This window comes from Streptomyces sp. A0642 (assembly GCF_004795105.1).
Taxonomy (GTDB): domain Bacteria; phylum Actinomycetota; class Actinomycetes; order Streptomycetales; family Streptomycetaceae; genus Streptomyces.
Genome location: NZ_SSBL01000017.1, coordinates 124138 through 139387, shown reverse-complemented (window position 1 = coordinate 139387; position 15250 = coordinate 124138). Strand labels below are relative to the sequence as shown.

General features: G+C 71.4%; 15 protein-coding genes. 5 read left to right on the top strand and 10 right to left on the bottom strand.

Annotation, left to right across the window (positions count from 1 at the left end; translation table 11 throughout):
* Positions 1-81 precede the first annotated feature (81 nt).
* On the top strand, positions 82-582 hold the full coding sequence (locus E6R60_RS25380; protein WP_136328956.1) for a zinc ribbon domain-containing protein: 501 nt from the start codon (positions 82-84) through the stop codon (positions 580-582).
* A gap of 19 nt (positions 583-601) precedes the next feature.
* On the opposite strand, the gene E6R60_RS25375 is transcribed toward E6R60_RS25380, so the two are convergent.
* Entirely contained in the window at positions 602-2020 is a 1419-nt protein-coding gene (locus E6R60_RS25375) for a choice-of-anchor A family protein (RefSeq protein ID WP_136328955.1), read from the bottom strand.
* A gap of 296 nt (positions 2021-2316) precedes the next feature.
* On the opposite strand from E6R60_RS25375, the gene E6R60_RS25370 reads away from it, so the two are divergent.
* The 3 genes from E6R60_RS25370 to E6R60_RS25360 all read left to right on the top strand — a co-directional run bounded on the left by E6R60_RS25370 (position 2317) and on the right by E6R60_RS25360 (position 5096).
* The gene (locus tag E6R60_RS25370; RefSeq protein ID WP_136328954.1) at positions 2317-3468 is read left to right on the top strand and encodes an endonuclease/exonuclease/phosphatase family protein; all 1152 of its coding nucleotides are present in this window, start codon (positions 2317-2319) and stop codon (positions 3466-3468) included.
* Between the two features lie 262 nt (positions 3469-3730).
* Positions 3731-4309, top strand: a complete 579-nt coding sequence (locus E6R60_RS25365) for a dihydrofolate reductase family protein (RefSeq protein ID WP_136328953.1) — start codon at positions 3731-3733, stop codon at positions 4307-4309.
* A 235-nt stretch (positions 4310-4544) separates the two neighbouring features.
* A complete protein-coding gene (locus E6R60_RS25360; protein ID WP_136328952.1) occupies positions 4545-5096 on the top strand; it encodes a DUF1062 domain-containing protein in 552 nt (183 codons plus the stop codon).
* 59 nt (positions 5097-5155) lie between these two features.
* Here E6R60_RS25360 and sigJ read toward each other — a convergent pair whose 3' ends face one another.
* Positions 5156-6073: an RNA polymerase sigma factor SigJ gene (gene sigJ / locus E6R60_RS25355; protein ID WP_136328951.1), complete on the bottom strand. Its 918-nt coding sequence runs from the start codon at positions 6071-6073 to the stop codon at positions 5156-5158.
* Between the two features lie 101 nt (positions 6074-6174).
* Between sigJ and E6R60_RS25350 the strand changes: the two genes are divergently transcribed.
* Complete coding sequence (locus tag E6R60_RS25350; RefSeq protein ID WP_136328950.1) at positions 6175-6567, top strand: hypothetical protein; 393 nt, start codon at positions 6175-6177, stop codon at positions 6565-6567.
* 130 nt (positions 6568-6697) lie between these two features.
* Here the strand turns inward: E6R60_RS25350 and E6R60_RS25345 are convergent, their stop codons facing one another.
* From E6R60_RS25345 to E6R60_RS25310, 8 genes are all read right to left on the bottom strand, one after another.
* Positions 6698-7444 (bottom strand): hypothetical protein, encoded by a 747-nt coding sequence (locus tag E6R60_RS25345; RefSeq protein ID WP_240802679.1) that lies wholly within the window; start codon positions 7442-7444, stop codon positions 6698-6700.
* 19 nt (positions 7445-7463) lie between these two features.
* Positions 7464-7946 carry a hypothetical protein gene (locus tag E6R60_RS25340; RefSeq protein ID WP_136328948.1) on the bottom strand — a complete coding sequence of 161 codons (483 nt, stop codon included), beginning with the start codon at positions 7944-7946 and terminating at the stop codon, positions 7464-7466.
* A gap of 6 nt (positions 7947-7952) precedes the next feature.
* On the bottom strand, positions 7953-10193 hold the full coding sequence (locus E6R60_RS25335) for a glycoside hydrolase domain-containing protein (RefSeq protein WP_136328947.1): 2241 nt from the start codon (positions 10191-10193) through the stop codon (positions 7953-7955).
* A gap of 66 nt (positions 10194-10259) precedes the next feature.
* Positions 10260-11537: an ABC transporter permease gene (locus E6R60_RS25330; protein WP_240802676.1), complete on the bottom strand. Its 1278-nt coding sequence runs from the start codon at positions 11535-11537 to the stop codon at positions 10260-10262.
* Positions 11534-12247: an ABC transporter ATP-binding protein gene (locus E6R60_RS25325; protein WP_136328946.1), complete on the bottom strand. Its 714-nt coding sequence runs from the start codon at positions 12245-12247 to the stop codon at positions 11534-11536. The genes E6R60_RS25330 and E6R60_RS25325 overlap by 4 nt, the downstream gene beginning before the upstream one ends.
* Positions 12244-13575, bottom strand: a complete 1332-nt coding sequence (locus tag E6R60_RS25320; RefSeq protein WP_136328945.1) for a peptidoglycan-binding protein — start codon at positions 13573-13575, stop codon at positions 12244-12246. The genes E6R60_RS25325 and E6R60_RS25320 overlap by 4 nt, the downstream gene beginning before the upstream one ends.
* Positions 13572-14438, bottom strand: a complete 867-nt coding sequence (locus E6R60_RS25315) for a hypothetical protein (protein WP_240802675.1) — start codon at positions 14436-14438, stop codon at positions 13572-13574. Before E6R60_RS25315 ends, E6R60_RS25320 begins: the two co-directional genes overlap by 4 nt.
* Positions 14439-14614: 176 nt before the next feature.
* A complete protein-coding gene (locus E6R60_RS25310) occupies positions 14615-15085 on the bottom strand; it encodes a hypothetical protein (RefSeq protein WP_136328943.1) in 471 nt (156 codons plus the stop codon).
* Positions 15086-15250 lie beyond the last annotated feature (165 nt).

Genomic DNA, 15250 nt, shown 5'->3' with positions numbered 1-15250 from the left:
CGCCGGATCCGCGCGTGAGCCGGCTGGGCGGAGGCCCCGGGCGCCCGGTGACCTGGCGTTCTGCGGCGTAGCCTGGGAATCGTGAATCCCACTCCCGAGGTACTGGCCGTACTCGGCGACCTGCTCGCCGCCGCAGCTCCCGACGATCGCGGAGCCCTCTGGCAACTCGACCGCCAGGGGCGCGAGTTGGACGCCAACCTGGTCCGGCTGGCGCCGGGCGGCGAGGTGGGGGAGCACCAGGAGGACGTGCTGGACGTCCTCCTGGTGGTCCTCGAAGGCAGTGGCCGCCTCATCCCGGGCGGCGGCGGCGACCCCATCCCACTCGGCCCCACCACGGTCATGTGGCTGCCGCGCACGTCGCGCCGCTCGCTGGCGGCGGGCCCGGACGGCCTCGCCTACCTCACGGTGCACCGCCGCCGCCCGGGCCTCGCGATCAAGGGCGCCCCGGCTTCCGCGGTGACGTACGAGGGAGGCGAGGCGCCCTGCGCGCTGGACCGGGTCTGCCCCGAGTGCGGCCGCATGTCGCAGGAGACCGCGCCGAAGTTCTGCGGCGAGTGCGGGGAGCGCTTCCCGGGCCGCTGAGCCCGCCCGTCAACGGGCGTCAGTGCTGGGGCCTACGCCGCCGTCCCAGGAGGAAGAGGCCGGTGGCGATGAGGAGAAGGGCCCCGCTGGACGCGAAGAGGGTGGTGGACACACCCGTGTCGGCGAGCCCGCCGCCCGGCCCGGGGCGGTCGTGCCCGCCGTGGTCGGGCGGCGGGGTGGGACGGCCGTGCGTGTGAGAGGGCGTGGGCACCGGCTCGGTGGGCGTCGGCGTGAGCCCGGTGGGCGTGGGTGTCGGATCCGTGGGTGCCGGGGTGGGCTCGGTGGGCGTCGGTGTCGGTTCCGTGGGTGTGGGCGTCGGTGTGGGTTCCGTGGGTGTGGGCGTCGGCGAGGGGGGCTCGTCGCCGGTGCAGTCGATGTCGGCGGCGAACGGGAACTGATGGATCTCGCCCGCGTTCACGGAGGAGCCCCCGCCTTCGGTCAGCGGTCCCGCCGTGAGCTCCCGCACCACGATCGAGCCCTCGATGTTGGCGGGGTCGAGGTCGGTGAGGTGGGCCCGGGGCGCGAACACGGTGCCTTCCAGGGAGTCGCCGTCCGCCATGGTGATGTCGGTGGCGTCGGGGAAGTTCCACAGCGTGTACGGCGCCTGCTCGCCGGACGCCCCGGCGAGGTTCGGGAGGTGCCAGACGAACGTCCCGTCCGTACCCGTCGTGTCGACGTCGACCACGAACGGCGTCGAGGCCGTGGGGGGTGTGTCGAAGGTGATCTCCGAGAGGTTGTTCAGCTGCGCACCGGTCAGGCGGAGCACGTTCGTCTCCCCCTCGATGAGGGTGACGTGGGCACTGGTGCCGGCCGGGAAGCCGGTCTGGTCGGGCAGGGGGTTCCCGGCGGCGTCCCGCAGCACGACGTTGGTGTCGCAGGTGTCGATCGCGTCGGAGCGGTCGCGGTAGGTCGCGAACAGCGCGTCGAGGTCGGGCAGCCCCGTGGTGTCGGTGACCGACTCGGCGGGCTGGCGGACGGTCGTCTCGATCCGCGGCGTCGAGTTGTACGCGGCGCCGGCCTCGACCACCTGGGTGCTGACGTCGGCGTTGTTGGCGTCCCTGGTCAGGACGGACGAACCCGTAGGGTCGCCGATCTTCACGTACCCGTCGTTGAGGACCTTCAGTACGCCCTGCGGCGAGCTGCCGGCGTAGTCGACCCTGCCGCCCACGAGCAGGGCGGTCGGACGGGCGTCACCGGGTGCCGTGAAGGTGCCGGGGGTGTGCAGCGCGACGTTGTACCCGGGTCCGTAGGACAGGTTTCCGCCGATGGCCACCGAGCCCTCGGTCTCGGTGCTGCCCAGGAGGGCGTCGTCCTGGACGAGCACGCCGAAGCCGTTGTCCCCGGCCAGCGGATTGCCCGAGTAGTCGGCGGCTGCGGGGACGGCGGAGGCCAGGCACAGGACACAGACGGTCGCGGCGGCGAGAGCGGTGCGTTTCATGCGGGAGAACGTAAATGTGATGGTCTGCCCGTACGGGCCGACGAGGCCGCGGGGTCACCCGCACGGCCGCCGCAGTGCTCCCAGTGGCCGCCGGTCGCCGCATGAGCCCGGCCCGGTCTCGGGCGGGGCCCCGCGTCCGGGTGCCGGGCAGTCGGGCGCGGCCTGTCCCGGACCGGCCTGCCAGGGCGGTTCGGGACGGGGAACTGTCCGCCGACGGGCCGGGGCGGGGAACTGTCCGCCTCGGCAGCCCGTCCTCGAAAGCAAGGCCGACGAGCGGACGGGGCGTACGGAGCATCATGGCGGAGCGGACGGGCCGCGGAGCGGCTGGGGCGGAGGGCGGTGCGGCGGGGGCGGGCGGCGGTGAGGCCCCGGCCGGTGGCGGTGCGGCCCTCGGTGAGAACGCCCCGCCTTTCGCGGAGAGCGCCGCGCCCCCGGCGGACGGCCTCGCGCCCCTGGCGGACGGCACCACGCCCCCCGCCCCGCAGACCACTGGCGTCACCCGCCGGGCACGGGAGCGCCCCGGCCGTGGCAGCCGCGGCCGGGTGGTCGCCGTACTCGCCCTCCTCACGGCTCTTCTGCTCGTGTTCCCCGGGGTGGTCCCCGACCGCCCCGGGAACCTGGGGAGTCTGCTGGAGGCGTTCCTGCCCTGGCTCGGCCTCGCGGTCGTCCCCCTGCTCGCCGGGGCCCTGGTGCGCCGCTCGGTCACGGCGCTGCTGTCCCTGCTCCTGCCGTGCGCGGCGTGGGCGTACGCGTTCGGCGGGCTGTTCCTGGCCGCGCCGGAGGCGGGACCGCGTGATCTCGTCGTGGTGCAGCACAACGTGAGCGACGTGAACAGGGACCCGGCGGGCACGGCCCGCGCGCTGGCGGAGACCGGAGCGGACCTGATCGCGTTGGAGGAGCTGGTCCCGGCCGCGTTGCCTGCGTACGAGAAGGTGCTGGCACCGGGCTTCCGGTTCCACGAGGTCCGGGGGACGGTCGGGATCTGGTCGAAGCACCCGCTCTCGGACACGCGCGCGGTGGACATCAAGCCCGGAGGGGTCGCGGAGGGCTGGAGCCGGGGCCTGCGCACCGTGGTCCACACTCCGCGGGGCGAAGTCGCCGCCTATGTCGCCCACCTGCCCTCGGTACGCGTCGGGGCCAGCGGGTTCGCTTCGTCGTGGCGGGACGAGAGCGCCCATCTGCTGGGCAGGGCGGTCGCCGCCGAGACGGTGGCCAAGGTCCTCGTGCTGGGCGACCTCAACAGCACGGTCGACGACCGCGGCCTGTCCCCGCTGACCTCGCAGCTGAACGTGTCCGAGCGCGGCTTCGCGTTCAGCTTCCCCGCGTCCTTCCCGCTGGCCCGGATCGACCAGATCCTGGCCCGGTCGGCGACGGTCGGCCGCATGCGCACGCTGCCCGCGACGGGCAGCGACCACCTGCCGGTCACCGCCCGGATCACGCTCCCCTGAGGGGGCGCGAGCCGGGTGACCCGCTCCCGCTGCCGGCGCCTGCTGCCACCGCCTGACACCGATGGGCGAACCACTCGACGCCGTCTTCGCGGGCGCCCTGGGCGACCGTCTTCGGCACCGCACCAGGGCGAGGTCTCACGAGGGAGGAGCGTGACCCTCTCGAAAGCGGGGGGGGACGGCCGGGTCACGAGGGCGATGAGTTTCGCCGGGGCCGCCAGTCTTTATTCACAGAACGCGAGCCACCGGAACCGAGGAGAGCATCATGACCGCCACCTACACGTTCGACGTCTTCTCCAGCCTCGACGGCTTCGGCGGCGCAGGCGGTGACTGGACCGGGTACTGGGGCAAGCAGGGCCCCGAGCTCCTCGACCACCGCCTCGGCCTGTACGAGGAGGAGCAGCGGATGGTCTTCGGGGCGCACACGTACCAGCTGTTCGCGCAGATGCTGGCCGACAGCACCGAGGAGTCCGACGTGCGCGACCCCTGGGTGACACGGATGAGGAGCCTGCCGGCCACCGTGGTGTCGACCACGCTCGAAGGCCCCCTCGACTGGCCGGACGCGACCCTCGCCGACGGCGATGCCGTCGATGTCGTCGCCCGGCTGAAGAAGGAGTCCGACGTCCCGCTGCGCTCGCACGGCAGCCTGGCGATGAACCGGGCGCTGATGGCGGCCGGTCTGGTGGACCGCGTCCAGGTGACCCTGTTCCCGGTGATCACCGGGAGGACGGGGCTGGCCCCGGTCTTCAAGGGCGCGGCCGATTTCGATCTGGAGCTGATCGGCCACCGGACGCTCGACGGCCGCATCCAGGAACTCACCTACCGGCCCACCCTGCACGCCTGAGCCACCCGCCTCATCCGGCGAACGCCCCTACGGCGGAACGGGGTTCACGGCTCCGGAAAAACCGGTGGAGCGGCTCCGCCCCCCACCGCTACCGTGCTGCCGAACCACGTCGTCCAGGCAAGGACACACCGTTGTACACCCTGTGAGACCTCCCAAGCGCTGAATCGTCGCGCGTCGCGCCTGCGCGCCGCGCTCCTTCCTGCTGCGGTCTTCTCACCGAAACCGGTGTACTTCTGTGCTCACCACCTGGGTGGTTGCTCCCACCTGCCTTCCTCTCGTCGTCCGTCGTTGTCACGCGTGCTCGTCCGAGCGCTTCCGGGCCGACGGCCGATTCCGCGTCAACGCGAACCACAAGCTCCTCGACGTATGGCTGCTCGCTCTCTGTGCCGCCTGCGGGGAGACGACGAAGCTCACCGTCCTGGAGCGGGCGCATGTGCGGTCCGTGCGGCCCGAGGTGCTGGACCTGTTCCATCACAACGACCCCGGCCTGGCGGCCGAGGTTCTTCAGGATCCGGTCGTGCGGCGCCGCAACCGCATCGCCCTCGACTGGAACAACGCCTGGCGTCTCGACACCAGCGGCGGACCGGCTCGCCCGGAGCATGAGGTGCTCGACGTCTCGGTCCGTTTCGCGGCCCGGATACCCGTCCGGCCGGCACGCCTGATCGCGGAGGGCTGCGGGCTCTCACGGGGCGAGGTCGAGAGACTGGACGCTGCGGGGAAGCTCGTGTCGACGGTCCGGTTGAGCGGCAGGCTGAGCGGCGACTTCACGTTCCTGCTCAAGCGCTGACACGTTCCGGGGCCGGGGTCCGACGGGCGGAATACGCCCGGCGGACCCCGGCGCCACTCCTACGCCTCCCGCGCCCAGGGCCTCAGCTTCTCCGGGTTGCGGACCACCCAGATCCGGGTCACGCGACCGTCCACGACCTCGAACGAGGCCACGGTCATCACGACCCCGTCCCGCTGGGCCACCAGACCGGGCAGACCGTTGACCGACCGCTCCAGCAGTTCGAGCCCCGGGGCCTTGTCCGCGAGGGCGACCATGTACTGGGCGATGAGCGCACCGCCCTCGATCGGCCGCAGCGCGGCGCCGGCCAGGCCGCCGCCGTCGGCCGTCATCACGGCGGCCGGGTCCAGGAGGTCGACGAGGGCCGCGATGTTCCTGGTCTCCCACGCCTCCTTGACGTGCCGCACCGCCTGCGCCTGCCCGGCCGCCGCCACCGGGGCCTCGGCCAGGCGCACGCGCCGCCGGGCGGAGGCCGCGAGCTGCTTGCAGGCGGCGGAGGTCCGGCCGAGGACTGCGGCGATCTCCGCGAAGGGGTACCGGAACACGTCGTGCAGGACGAACGCCACCCGCTCGGCGGGCGTCATCGACTCGAGTACGACGAGGAAGGCCATGGTCACCGATTCGTCCAGGACCATCTGGTCGGCGGGGTCGGTGTGGTCGGCGCGCCGGCCGCGGTCCCACTCGGTGCGGTCGGGCAACGGCTCGGGCAGCCACGCGCCGACGTACCGTTCCCGCCGGGACCGAGCCGAGCCGAGCACGTCCAGGCAGATGCGGCCGGTGACCGTCGACAGCCAGGCGCCGGGGGCTACGATCTCGTCCCGCCGGGCGGGCGGCAGCGCGTACCAGCGCGCGTACGCCTCCTGCACGGCGTCCTCCGCCTCCGCCAGTGACCCGAGCAACCTATAGGCGACATTGAGCAGTTGCCGTCGCTCGGCGGCTATTCCGTCGGTGCTCGTCCCCGGCGTCCCCGCTGCCCCCATGCTCCGACCGCCCCTCGCCTTACCTTTCGCGGGCCCGCGTCGTCGGGCTGGTAAGAACCTTATCGATCTACCGCCCCCGGGCGGGAAAAGGGGACCGAGGCATGGCGACCCAGGCAACCGAGACAGCCCGCGCGAGCCGGGCGACTCCACGGCACCGCTTCTCGTTCGTGCAGATCGCGGTCGGTCTGCAGACCCTGACCATCTTCCTGCAGGCCGTCTCCGCCGGACTGCTGCTGACCTCGTCCTACGGGGAGACGCTGCACAGCGCCGGCGCCCGCGTGATGTACGGGGCCTCGATGCTGTACGTCCTCGCGGCGATCCTCGCCTGGAAGCCGGGCGGCGGCTCGCCCCGCCCCATCGGGTACGCGTCCGGCTTCCTGGTCCTCGCCTCGGTCCAGGTCGTCCTCGGCATCGCCCACGTGCCGTCGGTCCATCTCCCGCTGGGCGTCCTGATGTTCGGGCTGAGCCTGGTCGCGCTGGTGCGGCGCCCCTGAAGCGCACGCCTCACCGCCCCGGCCTCCGCGGAGGAGGCCGGGGCGGTGAGGCGTATCGCCCGAGCCACGCGCTCGTTGCCGCCGGGAAACCCTGGCGGCAACGAACGCCCGGCCTGCGGACGCCGCCCGCTCAGCGGAAGCGGGCCGCCCTGCGCCGACGCGAGAGCGCGGTCACGTCCGGCACCGCACCGGCGCCCGCGCCCGGGGTCTCGTCCCACGCGCGGATCTTCGCGGCGACGCGTGTCAGGCGCGCGTCGCCGGGGCGTACGGCCAGGTAGAACAGGCCCTCGTAGGGGCGCTTGTCGTCGCCGCCCCAGCGGACGACGCCCTCGGTGTCGGCGATGATGTCCGCGAGGGTCAGCCGCTGCCCCGCCGTGAACGCCCCCCGGGCGCCCGGCGGGTAGGAGCCGGGCCGGATCACGACGGCGGTGCCGGACGCGCGGTTCGATTCCGGCAGGCTGCTGTCGCGTACGGCGGAGGGCGGAACCCAGCCGGCCAGGGCGTCCGGTTCGCCGTGCAGGCCCAGCTGATCGACCTCGTAGTGGAAGCGGCGGATCACGTGGACCAGGACGGTCTCGGTCTCGCCCATGCGCAGGGCGACGTCCAGTCCGGTGCCGGGCACCCGCCGGATCGCGATGTCACCGTGACCGTCGGCGGCGGTCTGCATCTCCCAGCGGTTGGCGGACAGCCGGCCGGTGAGCAGGCGGCGGTTGCGGGCCTGGGCCCGGCGGATCGCGGCCCTGAGCGCGTCGTCGCGCAGGGGCTGCGGGGCGGCGGCCGGGGCGGCGGCGGCCGGGGTGGCGAGCAGGCCGGTGGAGGCCAGGCTCACGGCGCCGGTGACACCGGCCGCGGCGGCCAGGGCATGTCTGCGGGTCATCTGGGTGGGGATCAACGGTTCAGCCTCTCTTCCGTGTTGTCCTGCGCCGCCCGAGGTGGAGAAGGACGGAGACGGTGCCGCAGGCGAGTGCGAGCAGCAGCAGGACGGCGATGGATGGATTGACGTAGTGGGGAATGACGACGGAGTAGTCGTGGCCGTCCGACGCCTCGCACACGAGGCGCAGCGGAATGAAGTCGCCCCTGCGGCCCACCAGCGCGGGCGTCCCCTCGGGGCGGTGCAGCTCGCACTGCTCGGCCTGCTCCTGGTCCTCCAGGAAGAGGACGTGCAGGCACCCCCACAGGTAGAGCCCGAGCGCGAGCCCGGTCGCCGTCAGGGACGCGTCACGCCATACGGCCTGCGTGGTGCGCCGGCCGCGGGCTCGCGCGGTGAGGCGCGAGCACAGGAACGCGAGGATGCCCAGCCCGGTCAGAGCGCCGGCGACGAGGACGGGGAGCAGGATCGCGAAGTCGTGCCCCTGCCAGGGATCGGAAGCCATGGCCATCGGCGGTCATCCGCGGATGATGCTGTTGTACTTCTCGAAGATCGCGTAGAGCGGCATCCGCAGCTGGTTGTCGGCCACGGCCTGTTCGCCGAACCCCTGGTAGCGGCGCAGCACCTCGAAGGTCTCGGTCTCGGTGTAGTCGAGCGCGGGGCGGCGCTGCGGGGTCTCCTCGTGGTCACCCGCCTTGCCGTCGGCCGCCCAGATGTGCAGATGCGGAACGGTGGTCACGTTGAACACGTTGTCCTGGTTCGACTTCTGCCACATCGTCCACCGGTCGTCGTCCGAGGTGGAGTCGAGGATGGCGCCTTCCAGGAGGCCGGACCGGATCGAGTTGTTCCGCGACAGGATGGCCGTACGGCCCGAGACCTTGGCGATGCCGGTGCTGCTGTCGACGAGCCGGCTGACGCCCGGCAGATCCTTGCCCCAGTCCGGGATGACGCCGGTGTGGTAGAGGACCACGCCCGCGTCCTCGGTGTAGTCCTTGAGGCTGTAGTGGCAGAACTCCCAGAAGGCCGAGGTCTGGATGAGTGCCTTGCGCATGCGGTACCTGCGTGCCGACGAGGTGATCGCCGCGTCCAGCGTCATGATCGTTTCCAGGCATTCCTGCCGGGTGTAGATGTAGCCGGTCCCGCCGGGGCGGTGGATCGACTCCATGTAGTCGTCCACCTCCTTCAGCATGGCGTCCCAGTAGTCCAGGCTGAAGCCGATGTCCAGCTTCTGCGTCGGGGAGGGATAGAAGCTCCCCTGCCCGGTGTCACGTCCGGAGGCGATGTTGTTGTCGATCTCGATCCTGCCGTCGCCCGAGCCGACCACCTTGGTGACGAGCTGGTCGAAGGCCCAGTTCGTCGGCATGGAGTAGCCGAGGTTGCCCGAGAAGCCGGACGACATGTCCGAGACGAAGCTCGTGTCGGCGTACCCCGCGTCGGAAATGCGCGTGCAGGCGTTGCGGGGTCCGTAGACCCCGATCTTGTACGGGCTGCCCAGGGCGTCCATCTGCTGCCTGACACTGTGGAAGTACGGCAGGATGTACGAGGTGACCTCATCGTCGACCGCGTCGTAGTCGACGGCGAAGTAGATGCGGGAACCGGGCTTGAAGCCGTGCTCCTCCGCCTTGTACGCGGCGGTCATGCAGTCGGTCTTGCCCTGCTCGGGGCTGTAGTAGTCCACCGAACGCGCCCACGTCTGGTAGATCGGGTAGCAGCGGAGCCCGTACTCCTCGATCGTCGCCAGTTCGCCCGGCTGGATCTCCTTCTCCGGCAGATCCGTGGTGGACGGGTTGTACAGGTACCGGCCCACGTACTTGTAACCGGCGGCCTTCAGGGCCTGGGCGCGGGCGGGCGTGATCTTCGTGACCCCGTCGCACGCCTCCCCCTGGCGCGTCTGGTCGCCGTACGACACGAGCAGACAGGACCAGGTGCGGAAGTCCGCCTGTCCGTTGACGGCCAGCATCATGAACGACTGGAAGGCGCTGACGCTCGACGCAAGCGAGGAGGTGTACGAGCTGCTGAAGGAGACGGGGCGGCCGTTGAGCACCATGCCGGCGGTGAAGAGCTGCACCCAGACACCGGAGCTGCCGGTCGACAGGACGTGGTTCTTCAGGCCCGCCTGGGTTCCGGGGCCGAAGACACCGTTCGCCGTACCGTCGGCCATGCCCAGCTCGTACTGGATGGCGAACAGCAGGGACTTGGCCACGTCGCGGGAGTGGTGCCCGTCGCAGGGGATGATGTAGAAGTCGCTGCGCAGCACGTAACGGCCGTTCAGCCACTGCTGGATGGACCGGATGACCTCCTGCCCGTTGTTGACGGTGACGTAGGCGTCCATGTTGAAGAGGCCCTTGATCACCTTCGGCCACAGCGAGCTGCCCGGGTAGGTGGCGGAGACGCCCATGTCCTGCTGCAGCTTGATCACGGCGCTCTTGACGCGGGAGTTGTACGTGCCGTCGATGTCGCCGCCGTCGTAGCCCTTGCAGTACAGGGCGGACTGGATGATCCGGCAGAAGTTGGCCGAGGGAATCGTCGTCTCGTCCACCTTGCCGTACTTCTCCGCGAGCGCCGCCATGGTGCCGGAGCCGAAGTTGTTGGAAAGCGCGGAGAGGCCCATCTCGTACTGCAGGGCACGGGTGAGGGCGTACATGACGGTCCAGCCCGTCCTGCCGTCCTCGGCCAGCTTGGATATGCCGAGGGCGGCGCCGTCGCCATAGGTGGTGTTGATGAACCTCTGCGCGCGCTGCACCATTTCGTCGGCCATCGGGGTCCTTTCGAGGAGTCGGGTTCTTCGCGAGATGCGGTGACAGATGAGGGGGCCGGAGCCCGTTCAGCGGCGGAGCGCTTCGGCCGGGGTGATCCTGGAGGCGCGCCACGCCGGGTACAGGCCGGCGAGCAGCCCCGTGGCCAGGCCGAGGACGGGTGCGGCCGCGAGGGTCATCGGATCGACCACGGGCGTCCATTCACGGAACGCCGAGACGGAGACGACCGTCGCGGTGCCGAGGGACGTTCCCACCAGGCCGCCGATGAGCCCCAGAGCCGCCGACTCCGTCAGGAACTGCCCGGTGATGTGCCGGCCGCGAGCGCCGAGCGCCCGTCTGAGGCCGATCTCCCCGGTGCGCTCCATGACGGCCACCAGGGTCGTGTTGGCGATGCCGACGGCTCCGATCACCAGGCAGACGGCGGCGAGAAGGAGGAACAGCTGGTTCAGGTCCCCGCTCACCGCGGTGCGCAGGGTCCTGGGGTCGGGTGGCGGTACGGCGTTGAAGTAGTCGGGGTGGTCCGGCCGCAGGGCGACGGCGGCCTCGTGGGCGACCTGGGTGGCCGCGCCGAGCCTGGTGGAGATCAGCATCCGGGCCCTGCTGTCCGTCGGAGGCCCCCAGACGAGCTCCGCGGTGGTGCGGGGGACCATGACGGACATCAGCAGTTCGGGCTTGCGGTCCACGTCGTCGACGATGCCGATGACCGTGAACGGCACGTCCCCTACGAAGACGGCCGGGTGGGTGCGCAGGGTCGTGATGCCCAGCCGGGCGGCGGCGGCCTTCCCGAGGACGGCGACCTGCTGGTGGTGCGTCTCGTGGAAGCCGTCGAAGGAACGACCCTGGCCGAAGCGGGAGTTCGCCGCGGCGATGACGCCGGGCGAGGCGGCGATCACCTGTGTCTGGGCGTCGGCACCGCCGGACGCCGCGAGCGGGGACGACCGGACGGCGTCCTCCCGGCCGAGCCGGACCCGCCAGTACACGCCGACGGCCTCGACGCCGTTGAGGCCGCCGATGCGCGCGTCCGCGTCCGGGGGAAAGGACAGGGGCACCCGGGCCGCGTCCTTCCCGCCGGTGTCCTCGACCCCGACCTCGGTCGCGGTGAGCTTGTTGAAGCGGGTGTCGATCTGGGACGCGGCGGTGCCGGTGAGGCCGAGAACGGCGATGAACGCCCCCACCCCCAGCACCGTCCCCAGCGCGGTCAGGACGGAGCGGGCCGGGCGCTGAAGGATCCCGGCCGTCGCCTCGGCCAGCAGGTCCTGCGGCGCGAGACGGGACCGCCTGCTCTCGGCGGAGTCGTACTGCCCGCCCTTGAGGGCGCCCTTGCGGCGGCGGGGGGCCGTGGTCATGCGATCACCTGGTGAGCGGCCCGGTCCGTGAGGAATCCGTCGCGCAGGGTCAGGGTGCGCCGGCCCTGCGCCGCGACGTCGGCGTCGTGCGTGATGACGACGAGGGTCATGCCGTCCCGGTGGAGGCCGTGCAGAAGGTCCAGCACCGAGGCGGCCGTCCGCGAGTCGAGGTTGCCGGTCGGTTCGTCGCACAACAGCAGGGACGGGTCGGCCACGAGCGCCCGGGCGATCGCCACGCGCTGGCGTTCGCCACCGGAGAGCTGCGTGGGCAGCGACTGGAGGCGGTGCCCGATACCGACCCGGCGCAGCACGGACTCCGCGCGCCGGCGCCGCTCGCGGCGGGGCCGCCGCTGGTACAGCATGGCGAGTTCGACGTTCTCCAGGGCGCTGCGGTGCGGGAGGAGGTGGAAGGACTGGAAGACGAAGCCGATGCGCTCGCTGCGGAGGGCGGCCCGGTTCGCCTCGCTCACGGTGCCGGTGTCGATGCCGTCCAGCGCGTACGTCCCCTGCGTGGGTTCGTCGAGGAGGCCGACGATGTTGAGGAACGAGGACTTGCCGGACCCCGATGGCCCGACCACGGTGACGAACTCCCCCCGGTCGATGCGGAGATCGCACGGCTGGAGGGCGGCGACGGGGGGAGGGCCGGGGTAGGTGAGGCCGATGCCGGTGAAGGCGATGACGGGGGTGCCCGCCGGGGGCGGGGCGGTCATGACCGCCCCGCGGACTGTATGCCCACCACGACCTGGTCGCCCTCGGCGAGCCGGGCCGGCTTCTCCGGGGTGATCTGGACGAAGCCGTCGCCGGTCATGCCCACCCGCACGGCGACACGGTGCTCCCGGCTTCCGGTCCGGACCGTCACGCTGGTCAGGCCGTCGGCCCCGGCAGAGATGGCCGACGCCGGCACGGCCAGCACCTTGTCCTGCGACGACGCGGCGACGACGGTCAGCCGGACGTCCGCCCCGTTGAAGTCCTCGCCGAGCGCCTTGGTGGGCTTGACGCGGAGCGCGTAGCTCTGACCGTTCTGCGGGGTGTCCCCGTCCTGCGCCTTCGTGGGCGCGTCGGCGACCGAGACGACCGAACCCGACGCCTGCTTCCCCGTCGCCTCGTAGAGGATCTGGACGCTCTGACCCGGACGGATCAGGCCCTTCTCGTAGGAGGCGAGGGTGCCGTTGACCACGAGCGCCCCCGAGGAGACCGACAGCAGAGTGCCGGTCGCCTCGTCCCCGACCTCGGCGGCCACCGTGTCCGCGCGCGCGGTGGCCGAGGGGACGTACGCCACCTCTGCCAGCGGCACCGTGGTCACGCGCTCGCCCGTGGCGGCCGGCCGGCCGGCGTCCGCGGTGGCGCCGGTGCCCGTACGGGTGCCCGCGTCCGCGTGTGCGGACGTCGGCTCCGCCTGTGACGTGGCCGGGGTGTAGCCGACCGCGCGGTAGAAGCGCGTCACGGCCTGCTCGGTTCCGGCGGCGAACACGCCCCGGGCGTCCCCGCCCGACGGGTAGCCGAGGCCCGCGAGCGCCTTCTGGAGCTGGGCGACGTCCTCCCCGGTCATCCCCGGCATCAGGTCGCGGTAGGCCGGAATGGCGCCCTGGAGGAGGACGATCGGCCGCCCCGAAACCTCCATCAGTACCTGCCCGGCCTTGAGCGGCGCGCCCGGTTCGGCCATCACCTTGGTGACGACGGCCCGGCCGACGCCCTCGGCCGTCCCGGCCGCCGTGATCTCGACGCGCCGGGAGGCGGTCACCTTGCCCCGGGTCACGACGGACTGGGCGAGCACCTTGCGTGCCACCGGTGCGGTCAGCACGTCGGGCGGCGGGGCGACCGTTTCCGCGGCGGCCTGGGCGGGCGACTTGATGAGCGTCGCCGCACCGGCTCCGGCCGCGGTGCACACCAGGCACCCGATCACCACGGCCAGCAGGGCACGGCGTCGTCGGGCCAGGCCGCGCGGCGCCGGGACGTGGCCGTCCGACGCGTCCGGCGGCGCGCTGTCGGCTGCCTCGGGCGGGGCCGGCCGACGTCGCGCGGGTGCGTTCAGCGTCATCGGGTACCCGCCACCACGTCGGCCGCCTTCTTCACGGCGTCGTCGAGGGCGTCGGCTTCCTGCTCCAGTTGTTCGGCCTTGTCCTCGATCGCCTCGGTCTGCAGATCCCTCTCGGCGTCGTACCAGACCTTCACGACGTGCGTCCGGTCGCGGCAGCCGATGTCGGCGGTGGCCGTCGCGATCTCCTCGGGGGTGACTTCCGTCGAACCGAAGCGGGGGTCGTCGCTCGCGTCGAGCGGGGCCGCGTAGGTGTAGCCCTTTTCCTTCATGCACGCGGACCACGCGGCGAATGCCTTCACGACGCCGCCGACGCTCTTGGACTCGGCGAATGTCTGCGCGCTGATCTCCTGCGCGGAAGCGGTCTGTGTCGCCTGAATGTCGATCCGCCGGTCCGCCTGGCCGAGGCAGCCGCCCTTCGGCACCTTGACCCCGTTGACCTCGGCGGGACCGCTCCCCTCCAGCATCTGGGATTCCGCCTGAGTGGGCGTCTCGCCCATGCCGTCGTTCATCGCTCTGTCATAGGCGGCCTGCTCGTCCGCGTCGGGCTTGTAACCCCGCTTCTTCGCCAGCTCCAGGTCGTGAATTCCGTAGCGCCAGTCGACGAAGGTCTTGCCGCCGATTCTGGGAAGGTCGGGGGCCGGGGACCACGAGAACCCGTATGTCTTCATGCAGTCACTGACGAGTTGCTTCTTCGCCTGGAGGATCTGCGTCTTCGCGCTGTCGGACGGCAGATAGCCCTGAATGGGCAGCGTCCACGTCGCCGGGTTCTTCGCGTCGAAAGGTGCGGAGAGCGCGGGCGGGGTCCTCGTCGGCTTCGCGTCGGCCGAGGCGGACGATCCGGAACAGGCAGTCGCTGTGCACATGCACAGCGCGGCAAGCGCGAGGGCGGAAGCACAATGATTCATAGGGTTCTTCATGGTTCTACCTATTTCTGCCCGAATGCAGCTCCTTCGCGGAGTGCTGTGAGATCGGATCGGGAAACGAGGAGGGCGGGGCCCGGTTCTTGTCCGGAGCAGGAACCGGGCCTGTTCCACAGGGATCAGAGCGACTGCCAGGCGAACGAGGCGTTCTCGTTGTACGTCTGGGAGAGCCTGCTCCACCCGGTCCCGGGGGCGATCCAGTCGGAATTCCCCTTGTAACCGGAGTTGTAGTACACGACCGAGTAGTACGTGGAGTGCTTGTTCTTCGCGGATGCCGCGTTGTTCTTGATGCCCTGGCCGTTTCCGTCGCCGCCGTGACAGAAGTTGAGGGGCTGGGTGCCGCCCTGCGGAGCCCCGCCGATGCGCTCGTCGGCGAAGTCCCAGACGCTGTACCCGATGTTGCGGTAGGCGCCGCCGTAATTCGAGTTGTAGTAGATCGCGAACTTGAACGTCGACGTGGCCTGGCTCTCCGAGCAGGCTTCCGGGCTCATCTGGTTCTCCTCGCCGGTGCTCGCCTGGGCGGGAGTGATCGCCGACGCGCCAATACCCACGACAGCGGCAGTGACCGCGAGGGTCCTTTTCAGATTCATGACTCTCCTCGTTGCGCAGCATTGAGGGAAGAGTGGCGCGACTGCCGGGCGTTGATCAGGCGCGGAGCAGTATCGAATGTCCCACCGCCTGCTCGGTTTTCAGCGGGCGTTTCGGCGCACCGATTAAGCGTTCCCTCCCCAGGTGCAAACTGAATGGTCATTAGA

What these genes read in the sequence shown, in the direction of transcription:
- E6R60_RS25375 (WP_136328955.1), bottom strand. Translation starts at nt 2,020, where the DNA reads ATGAAACGCACCGCTCTCGCCGCCGCGACCGTCTGTGTCCTGTGCCTG.
- E6R60_RS25370 (WP_136328954.1), top strand. Translation starts at nt 2,317, where the DNA reads ATGGCGGAGCGGACGGGCCGCGGAGCGGCTGGGGCGGAGGGCGGTGCG.
- E6R60_RS25365 (WP_136328953.1), top strand. Translation starts at nt 3,731, where the DNA reads ATGACCGCCACCTACACGTTCGACGTCTTCTCCAGCCTCGACGGCTTC.
- sigJ (WP_136328951.1), bottom strand. Translation starts at nt 6,073, where the DNA reads ATGGGGGCAGCGGGGACGCCGGGGACGAGCACCGACGGAATAGCCGCC.
- E6R60_RS25350 (WP_136328950.1), top strand. Translation starts at nt 6,175, where the DNA reads ATGGCGACCCAGGCAACCGAGACAGCCCGCGCGAGCCGGGCGACTCCA.
- E6R60_RS25345 (WP_240802679.1), bottom strand. Translation starts at nt 7,444, where the DNA reads ATGACCCGCAGACATGCCCTGGCCGCCGCGGCCGGTGTCACCGGCGCC.
- E6R60_RS25340 (WP_136328948.1), bottom strand. Translation starts at nt 7,946, where the DNA reads ATGGCCATGGCTTCCGATCCCTGGCAGGGGCACGACTTCGCGATCCTG.
- E6R60_RS25335 (WP_136328947.1), bottom strand. Translation starts at nt 10,193, where the DNA reads ATGGCCGACGAAATGGTGCAGCGCGCGCAGAGGTTCATCAACACCACC.
- E6R60_RS25330 (WP_240802676.1), bottom strand. Translation starts at nt 11,537, where the DNA reads ATGACCACGGCCCCCCGCCGCCGCAAGGGCGCCCTCAAGGGCGGGCAG.
- E6R60_RS25325 (WP_136328946.1), bottom strand. Translation starts at nt 12,247, where the DNA reads ATGACCGCCCCGCCCCCGGCGGGCACCCCCGTCATCGCCTTCACCGGC.
- E6R60_RS25320 (WP_136328945.1), bottom strand. Translation starts at nt 13,575, where the DNA reads ATGACGCTGAACGCACCCGCGCGACGTCGGCCGGCCCCGCCCGAGGCA.
- E6R60_RS25315 (WP_240802675.1), bottom strand. Translation starts at nt 14,438, where the DNA reads ATGTGCACAGCGACTGCCTGTTCCGGATCGTCCGCCTCGGCCGACGCG.
- E6R60_RS25310 (WP_136328943.1), bottom strand. Translation starts at nt 15,085, where the DNA reads ATGAATCTGAAAAGGACCCTCGCGGTCACTGCCGCTGTCGTGGGTATT.